At 35.3% G+C, this 7,710-nt stretch carries 7 protein-coding genes; all 7 read right to left on the bottom strand.

From position 1 onward, the window contains the following. Positions 1 to 1,307, bottom strand: a 1,307-nt coding sequence (locus RTP52_RS00345; protein WP_312368513.1) for a heavy metal translocating P-type ATPase, incomplete at its 3' end; no start/stop codon positions are given. Between the two features lie 90 nt (positions 1,308 to 1,397). Next, complete coding sequence (locus RTP52_RS00340; protein WP_312101840.1) at positions 1,398 to 1,616, bottom strand: heavy metal-associated domain-containing protein; 219 nt, start codon at positions 1,614 to 1,616, stop codon at positions 1,398 to 1,400. Between the two features lie 468 nt (positions 1,617 to 2,084). Next, the gene (locus RTP52_RS00335; protein WP_312368511.1) at positions 2,085 to 3,653 is read right to left on the bottom strand and encodes an ABC transporter permease/substrate-binding protein; all 1,569 of its coding nucleotides are present in this window, start codon (positions 3,651 to 3,653) and stop codon (positions 2,085 to 2,087) included. Next, positions 3,650 to 4,786, bottom strand: coding sequence for an ABC transporter ATP-binding protein (locus RTP52_RS00330; RefSeq protein ID WP_312101845.1), 1,137 nt, complete (start codon positions 4,784 to 4,786; stop codon positions 3,650 to 3,652). The genes RTP52_RS00335 and RTP52_RS00330 overlap by 4 nt, the downstream gene beginning before the upstream one ends. A gap of 508 nt (positions 4,787 to 5,294) precedes the next feature. After that, entirely contained in the window at positions 5,295 to 5,939 is a 645-nt protein-coding gene (locus tag RTP52_RS00325; RefSeq protein WP_312368510.1) for a TrkA C-terminal domain-containing protein, read from the bottom strand. A gap of 48 nt (positions 5,940 to 5,987) precedes the next feature. Continuing rightward, positions 5,988 to 6,380: an ArsR/SmtB family transcription factor gene (locus RTP52_RS00320; RefSeq protein ID WP_312101849.1), complete on the bottom strand. Its 393-nt coding sequence runs from the start codon at positions 6,378 to 6,380 to the stop codon at positions 5,988 to 5,990. 112 nt (positions 6,381 to 6,492) lie between these two features. Next, positions 6,493 to 7,710: an ABC transporter permease gene (locus RTP52_RS00315; protein ID WP_312101851.1), complete on the bottom strand. Its 1,218-nt coding sequence runs from the start codon at positions 7,708 to 7,710 to the stop codon at positions 6,493 to 6,495.

Raw genomic sequence — 7,710 nt, 5'->3', positions numbered from 1 at the left:
CGAATTTCAAGATATCCAGCATAATTGCCGTCAATAGCAATATGAATCGTTGTTCCAATTGGAATGTTTTCCGATAATAGCTTAACCTCGATATTCTGTTCTGCCATCATCTTCATATTTCCTGCATAAACCTGCTGACCATCTACGATAGCAAAAACTCCAAAACCGGCAATTTCTTGTACCTCACGAATGCGATCCATAGAGAGTTCTTTTCCAAATGCTTCTCGTATCGATGCTGCAATTGGATGGCTTGAATGACTTTCCGCAAGAGCAGCTACTTCTAATAATTCGTCCTTCGATAAGGAATCCGTTACAATATCATGGACAACAAAGTTACCCTTTGTTAAGGTGCCAGTTTTATCAAATGCAATTGCAGTAACTTTTGACAGTGACTCTAGGTAATTACTACCCTTTATTAAGATACCTTTCTTAGAAGCACCTCCAATACCACCGAAGAATCCAAGCGGAATGGAGATTACGAGTGCACATGGACAAGACACAACTAGGAAAATAAGAGCACGATATAACCAATCCGAAAATAGCGCACCTGGTACAAATATTGGCGGTATTACTGCTAATAACACTGCAAATATTACCACCGAAGGAGTGTAATACTTCGCAAACTTTGTAATAAATGCTTCGCTCTTGGCCTTACGGTCACTGGCACTCTCTACAAGCTCCAGAATTTTAGAAACCGTAGATTCTTCAAACTCTTTTGTTACTTCCACCTCAATCGTACCATTTAAATTGATACATCCACTAATCACTTCATCTCCCACCGAGGATTCTCTAGGAAGTGACTCACCAGTAAGGGCACTGGTATTAATTGAAGTCTGACCAACCAAAATTTTACCGTCTAGTGGAATCTTTTCACCTGGTTTAATTAAGATATGATCTCCTGGCATAATCTCTTCTGGATCTACTACCTGGATTTCACCATCTTTTATTAAATTCGCATAATCTGGCCGTATATCCATAAGTGCAGTAATAGATTTACGAGACTGAGCAACTGCATAGGACTGAAAGAGTTCTCCTACCTGATAAAATAGCATAACAAAAATACTCTCATCATATTTTGCAATTGCAAACGCACCTATGGTTGCGATTGACATAAGAAAGTTCTCATCCAGAACATGCCCCCTAATTACGTTTCGAAATGCATTCCATAAAACATCATAGCCAATGATTATATAAGCGGTAATATATAATAATAAGGTTACAATATTAGGTAATGGCAAGAGGATTGCCAATAAGAATATTGCAGTACTTACGATAATACGTATTAAATTTTTTTTATGCTTTTTCATTGATCTACCTCCTACTCTTTCTATGTTACTTCTATTTTAAAATTATGTTATTACGTTGTATTATTCTAAACTTAGATTCTTACTTCCCAATTACAATTTTAGTACAACATCTGGTTCAAGTTTATGAATTATTTTTTCTGCTTGATTTAAAATATCTTCCATCTGTTCCTCTGGTGCAACTATTGTCATCTTCTGCATAAGAAAACTTACTGTTGCCTTTTCTACTCCTGCAATTTTAGATATTCCATCCTCCATCTTTGCTGCACAATTTGCACAATCTAAATTTTCTAGTTTGACTACTTTCTTCATACCGATTCTCCTCTTCATTAATTTTTTTATTCTAACCCTAGCGTTATTACGCTTTAAAGTTCAAAGAATGAAGCTCATTTACTGAAGATTCCTTATCCTTAGCATCATTCTTTTCTTCTCAACTATTCTAAATTATTGAAAATTCAATAAGCATTTAAATAGTTGAACAGTTGAACAATTAAACAATTATTTAATTGTTTTTATTATAACACATTATCTTATGCTGTCAATAAGAAAAATGTGATTTTTTCGAAATGAACAAAGTGATTCCCCAAGTGCAATTTTAATTAAGTCAAAGCAGATATTCGCAATTCGCTTACGCTACTTGCTCTACCTCATTTCCACTACGTGGCATTTTACAACAGGTAAGTCCTTACCCCCAATTAAGGAAGCGAAGGACTTCCTTATGAAGTTAAAAAGACAATCTATAATTAGCTTATTCGCCAATTATAGATTGTCTTTTTTATATTATTCTGAAGGTATTAAATTTTGATTCTGTAAAAATTCCTTTGCTACAGCTTCAGGGCTTTTTTGTAGCTCATCCACCTGATAATTTAATTCAAGCATAGTATCATTTGTCAATATTTCTCCTAACTCTTCTAAGAGTGGTATAATCTCTGGATATTGTGCTAAGGTCTCCGAACGAACTATTGGCATAGCGTAATAAGGTGGGAAAAATCCTTTATCATCTTCTAATACAGTTAATCCAAATTTTTTTAATAGTCCGTCTGTAGTAAATGCATCTATTACATCCACATCTTTATTTACAAGAGCTGTATATCTTGGAGCACCATCTATTGCGAAGGTTTCTCCAATGGTAAATGCATATTCCTTTTGTAAACCAGGTAATCCATCTTCTCGGTTTAAGAATTCAAAAGTTGTACCTGCCTTCATCGTTTTGGCTATCTTCGCAAGATCACTAACTTTCTTTAGTTGATACTTAGATGCAGTCTCTTCTGTTACTGCTAATGCATAAGTGTTATTGAAGCTCATTTGTTTTAAAACATCAATGTCATACTTTGATTTGAATTCCTCTTTTACAATATCAAAGATCTGGTCTTTATCTTTCTTCTCGGTATGACCAAGTGTACTCAAATATGCTGTTCCACTATACTCTACATACATATCAATCTCACCTTTATTTAATGCTGAGAAACAAACTTGAGTTCCACCAAGGTCAAACCTTCTGTCCACTACAATATCTGTTTTACTTTCAATGAGATCTGCAACAAGGTTTCCAAGTATAGCCTGCTCTGTAAAGTCTTTGGAGCCTATCGTTATCACTCTTTGATTGTTTGCATTTGTCCTTGTTGTCAAAGCAAAAATGGCTATAATAGCAAGTACTGTTACTGCAAGAATCCCTTTTTGAATCCCTCGTTTTTTCTTTTTCTGACTATTTTCACCTTTTTGCAAGCTAATCGGGGTTACTAACTTCTCAACAAGTCCAATCAGGAAGTCAACAAATAATGCAAGTAAACATGCAGGGATTGCTCCAGCTAAAATCTGATTGTTATTTACTGTTCTAATTCCTGAAAAGACAAGATATCCTAGCCCCCCGGCACCTATAAAGGCAGCCATAGTCATTAAGCCAACTGCAGTTACAGAAGCAATTCTTACACCCGCCATAATAACCGGTAATGCAAGAGGTATTTGAACCTTGGTTAACACCTGAAATGGAGTTAATCCAATACCTTTTGCAGCTTCTAAAGTTTGTGGATTGATATTATCGATTCCAGTATATGTGTTTTTAATGATAGGTAGTAGAGAATACAGGATAACAGCTACTATTGCTGGAACCATACCAATTCCCAAGAATGGAATCATAAAGCCTAACAATGCCATACTAGGAATTGCTTGTATTATGTTTGCTACCATTAAAATTGGTTTACTCACCCTTTTTGCATAAGAGATTAAAATACCTAGCGGTACTCCTATTAATATGGCAAACCCAACTGAAATTGCGGTAAGTTTTATATGCTCCAATAGAAGTCTTATAATTTGTTCGTAATTATTTGCAATATAATCTATGAAACTCATACCCCCACCTCCTCATCACCGTTATAATACTGCTGACTTAGTGTGGTAACTAAATTACTACGGGTGACTAAACCTACCAAATATCCATCTTCTTTGGTAACCGGAATCGTTGAGATTTGTTGTTCTGTCACTAACTTTAATGCATCAACTATGGTATTATCGGGATGTAATGTTGGGAAGTCTGTAACCATGAAGTTTTCTGCAGGTTGTTTCCTATCTCCAACGTTCCTTATCTGGCTGGCTTTCAAAATACCCTGCAAATGATGATTATCAGGATTAATAATAAGAAGGCTATCAACTTTTTGTTGACGCATTTTATCAATACATTTTAAAATTGAGAGATCTTTTGTAGCTGTGATCGGTTTATTCATCATAAAGTCATGCACTTTGATAAATTCTGGGGAAGACCAAATTCGGTTTTTGCCAACGAAGTTCGATACATAATCATCAACCGGATTTTTTAAGATATTTTCTGGTGTATCATATTGAAGTACGTGCCCTTTCCTCATAATACATATCTTATCTGCTATCTTAATCGCTTCGTCCATATCGTGAGTAACAAAAACTATCGTTTTCTTTAGCTTAGATTGTAATTGTACTAACTCATCTTGTAGATCAGACCTCGTCATCGGATCAAGTGCAGAAAATGGCTCATCCATTAATATTATGTCAGGATCATTGGCAAATGCCCTCGCAACACCAACTCTTTGCTGCTGCCCTCCACTTAATTCAGTTGGATATCGGTTAATAAAATCCTCATAATCAAGTCCTACCATATTCATCAATTTCTTTGTATTTTCCGTAAGTTGTACAGAATCTACTTTAAGTATCTTAGGTATGATCTCTATATTTTCTTTAATTGTCATATGGGGAAACAATCCTGTTTGTTGGATTACATAGCCAATCTTCCTTCGTAACGAAACCTCATCTAAGGATAGAATATCTTCACCATCAATCGAAATAGTGCCACTCGATGGCTTAATGAGCCTATTTATCATTTTTAACAATGTTGTTTTTCCACAACCACTTTCACCAATGATTGCTACTAAGTTACCTGTATCAATGTTGAAAGTAACGTCTTTTAGTATTTTTTTAGACTTAAAACTTTTTGTAATGTTAGTAAATTGAATCAAATTGAGTCACCTCATTCCTACGCTATCTAATGCGTATCTTTTATTTGTGACCGCAGTACGGACACTAACTAGATAAAAGAAACTTTCTAAAAGAAAGAAACTCTCTAAAAGAAAGAAACTTTCTAAAGAAAGGAACTAAAAGAAAGATTATATTTCTTTCGCCTTAAAGTAACAACTCATATCCTAATATAAAGTTGTTACTTTGTCAAGAAAAATCCTTTCTTCCAATTCGAATTGTCAAACAATTTATACGTTTTTCCTTTGTAATATCGCATATAATTGGAAGATGTGGTCTACCATAAATAAAAAGTGAAAAACAAATGATTGCTTTAAAATATAGTATCTACGGAGAACAATATAACAATACCTAAGATTATAAACTGTATTTATGTACAATAGACTTGCTTTGTATTTTGAGCCACTTTCTAAAGCGATACATACTGTGAAATTGCTGCTCAATTTCCTCGTAAATTAAAAAAGCACCCAATGAATGAGTGCTTAATCTTTCCTATTCTGTTGTAGTTGGATATAAAAAAATTTTAACCCGATCGGGAGCATCATCCTGTGTAATAAAATATAGGATATCATGCTCCTTAATATGTGTATAGGGACCAGGCGAAATCATGGTCTCATCTCCTCGTCGAATGGCTATCACAGTAGCTCCAGTATGTTGCCAAAATTGTAATTCTGCTACCGTTTTACCAAGATAGACACAATTTTTTGTAATTAGTATTTCAAATGGCATAAATGGATTTAACGACCGAAAATGCTCAGAAGCAGAAATAAGTTCCGTCAAATGTTGATTCATAATTTCCATTTCCGTTCTTTGCCTTATAATACTTTGTTGGATATTATCTTTGATTGTATCAATCGTTTGGCGTTTGCTGTACTGTTTAATAAACTTTATCGCATTTTCTGTTGACTTGATCGTAACACCACTACCTTTTTCGGATGTTACAATCTCTAAATCGCACAAAACACAAATAGCTCTTCTGGCAGTTTCTGGGGATACTCCATACTGCCCTGCAATAGAAGAACGAGCATATATCTTATCTCCAACCTTATATTCTTCGCTTGCAATCCTTGATGCTATCTCCACTGCAATCTGTTGATACCTAGGAATTGCAGTCTTATTCTTCCTCTGTTCCTCCATCTTGGATTCCTCTTTCTATCTTTCACAATCAAAATTAAAAGCCTATACCTACCTTGATGCACCGCAATTAATCTCAAAGATGCTATCCACCATCTTGTGAATTAAGGTTGCCTTCGGTGTATCTTCTAAAGTATATAAGACCTCTTTTCCTAGTCTTCTACTTTTAATAATCCCAGTCTGTCTTAATGTTTTTAAATGATGTGATACCGCAGGTGCTGTCATACGAACTGCAGCGGCTATATCGTTTACGCACTCTTCACTATGGCATAATAGCCAAAGAATTCGAAGTCTTGTGCCATCGCTTAGCTGACTAAAGACCTCTGCAGCCATTAAGAATTCATGCTCTTGTGGAATATCATGCAATAGTTTCGTGAGACTTCCATCATGATTATGCAATTGGGATTGTTCCACTGGCATTGAAGTTTCTTTTTTCTCTAACATTTCTTTCTCCAATCTTTGGCTGCCTACCTGTTTTAATCACCATTATAACATGATATGCTAATAAAACAAGGGTACCCAATTTGATATATCATACTTCATCTCTTTGCATCACCTATGCATTAAACATTATCTTTTCACTATTAAAGGCTTTTGCAATTGCTATCGTTACAAAAATTGCAAGGATTAACGTGGAGCAGCTGGATATGGTAAATTGAGTTAGTGTAAGCTCATTTGTCATAATATTTTGAATTGCTAGAGAGTTACCGTATACCGGAATTGCGTATTGATAAAGAGGCTTTTCTATTCCTCCTTGAAACATTGTCAACATACCAGCCACAATTATTACGATGTAAAGCGGCGAAATGTAGGAGCTTGCCTCTTTTGCTGTCTTTGCAAATACACTAACAAGGGCAACCAACCCGACATACAAATAGACCATAACAATCATAGTTATGAATAACGCTACTACCTGCGTCACTTCAAATCGTACACTAATTGGCCCCCCCTGTGAACCTAAATTTCTTTCCATCATCGGCATCGCTATAATCATAGAAACGGCATAAACTACAGCAGAAATACTAGATAGGACAGCAAGAGAGCTTAATTTACCGAAAACAATCTCACTTCTATTTATAGGGGTTAATAAAAGTTTCGCCATCGTTTGGCGTTCTTTTTCACCGGTAATGGCATCTACTCCAAGGCTCATCGCACCGACAAATAACATAAAGGTTATCATATATGGTAATAACATCGCTAAAAACTGCCCATTTTGTTTATCCGCATCCACAATTACCTTCTCTGCAATCTGAAATACCTGTAAAACTTCAAGATTACCCAAACGCTTCGCTAATAACTGTTGTTGTAGCGGCTCTAGCACCAGCGTACGAAAATTGCTCTCCGCCTCTGTAGAGTACTTCCCTGTAGTATTATAATACAGTGTTACCTTAGGGATAACATCACCCGATTTCCCATAAGATGCTACTGAATTATTAAAGTTTTCCTCAAAGGATACCAATAAATCAATGGATTCCTCTAATATTTTATTTTCATAATCCTTAACAGAACTTTCTTTGGTAAGATAGGTAACCTTCGCACCCTCTAAAAATCCTGAAGCTTTTAGTAAACCCTCATATTCCTTTGGCAAGTTCTGAATATAGACGATAGATTCATGCTTCTTAATATCAACAGCCATCCGATTCATCATTACCCCAATTAACGAATACATTCCGATAATAACGATTGCAGGAAGTATAAATAAGCTAAATATCATCTTTTTATCTTGAAAAATACGTCTCAATTCTTTTTTAAAAATAATATTAGCACCCTTCAT

This window comes from Lachnoclostridium sp. (genome assembly GCF_031997925.1).
Taxonomy (GTDB): Bacteria; Bacillota; Clostridia; order Lachnospirales; family Lachnospiraceae; genus Lachnoclostridium.
Note: the sequence above shows the minus strand (reverse complement) of the source record. Positions and strands in the feature narration are given on the sequence as shown.

What these genes read in the sequence shown, in the direction of transcription:
- RTP52_RS00335 (WP_312368511.1), bottom strand. Translation starts at nt 3,653, where the DNA reads ATGAGTTTCATAGATTATATTGCAAATAATTACGAACAAATTATAAGA.
- RTP52_RS00340 (WP_312101840.1), bottom strand. Translation starts at nt 1,616, where the DNA reads ATGAAGAAAGTAGTCAAACTAGAAAATTTAGATTGTGCAAATTGTGCA.
- RTP52_RS00325 (WP_312368510.1), bottom strand. Translation starts at nt 5,939, where the DNA reads ATGGAGGAACAGAGGAAGAATAAGACTGCAATTCCTAGGTATCAACAG.
- RTP52_RS00320 (WP_312101849.1), bottom strand. Translation starts at nt 6,380, where the DNA reads ATGTTAGAGAAAAAAGAAACTTCAATGCCAGTGGAACAATCCCAATTG.
- RTP52_RS00315 (WP_312101851.1), bottom strand. Translation starts at nt 7,710, where the DNA reads ATGAAGGGTGCTAATATTATTTTTAAAAAAGAATTGAGACGTATTTTT.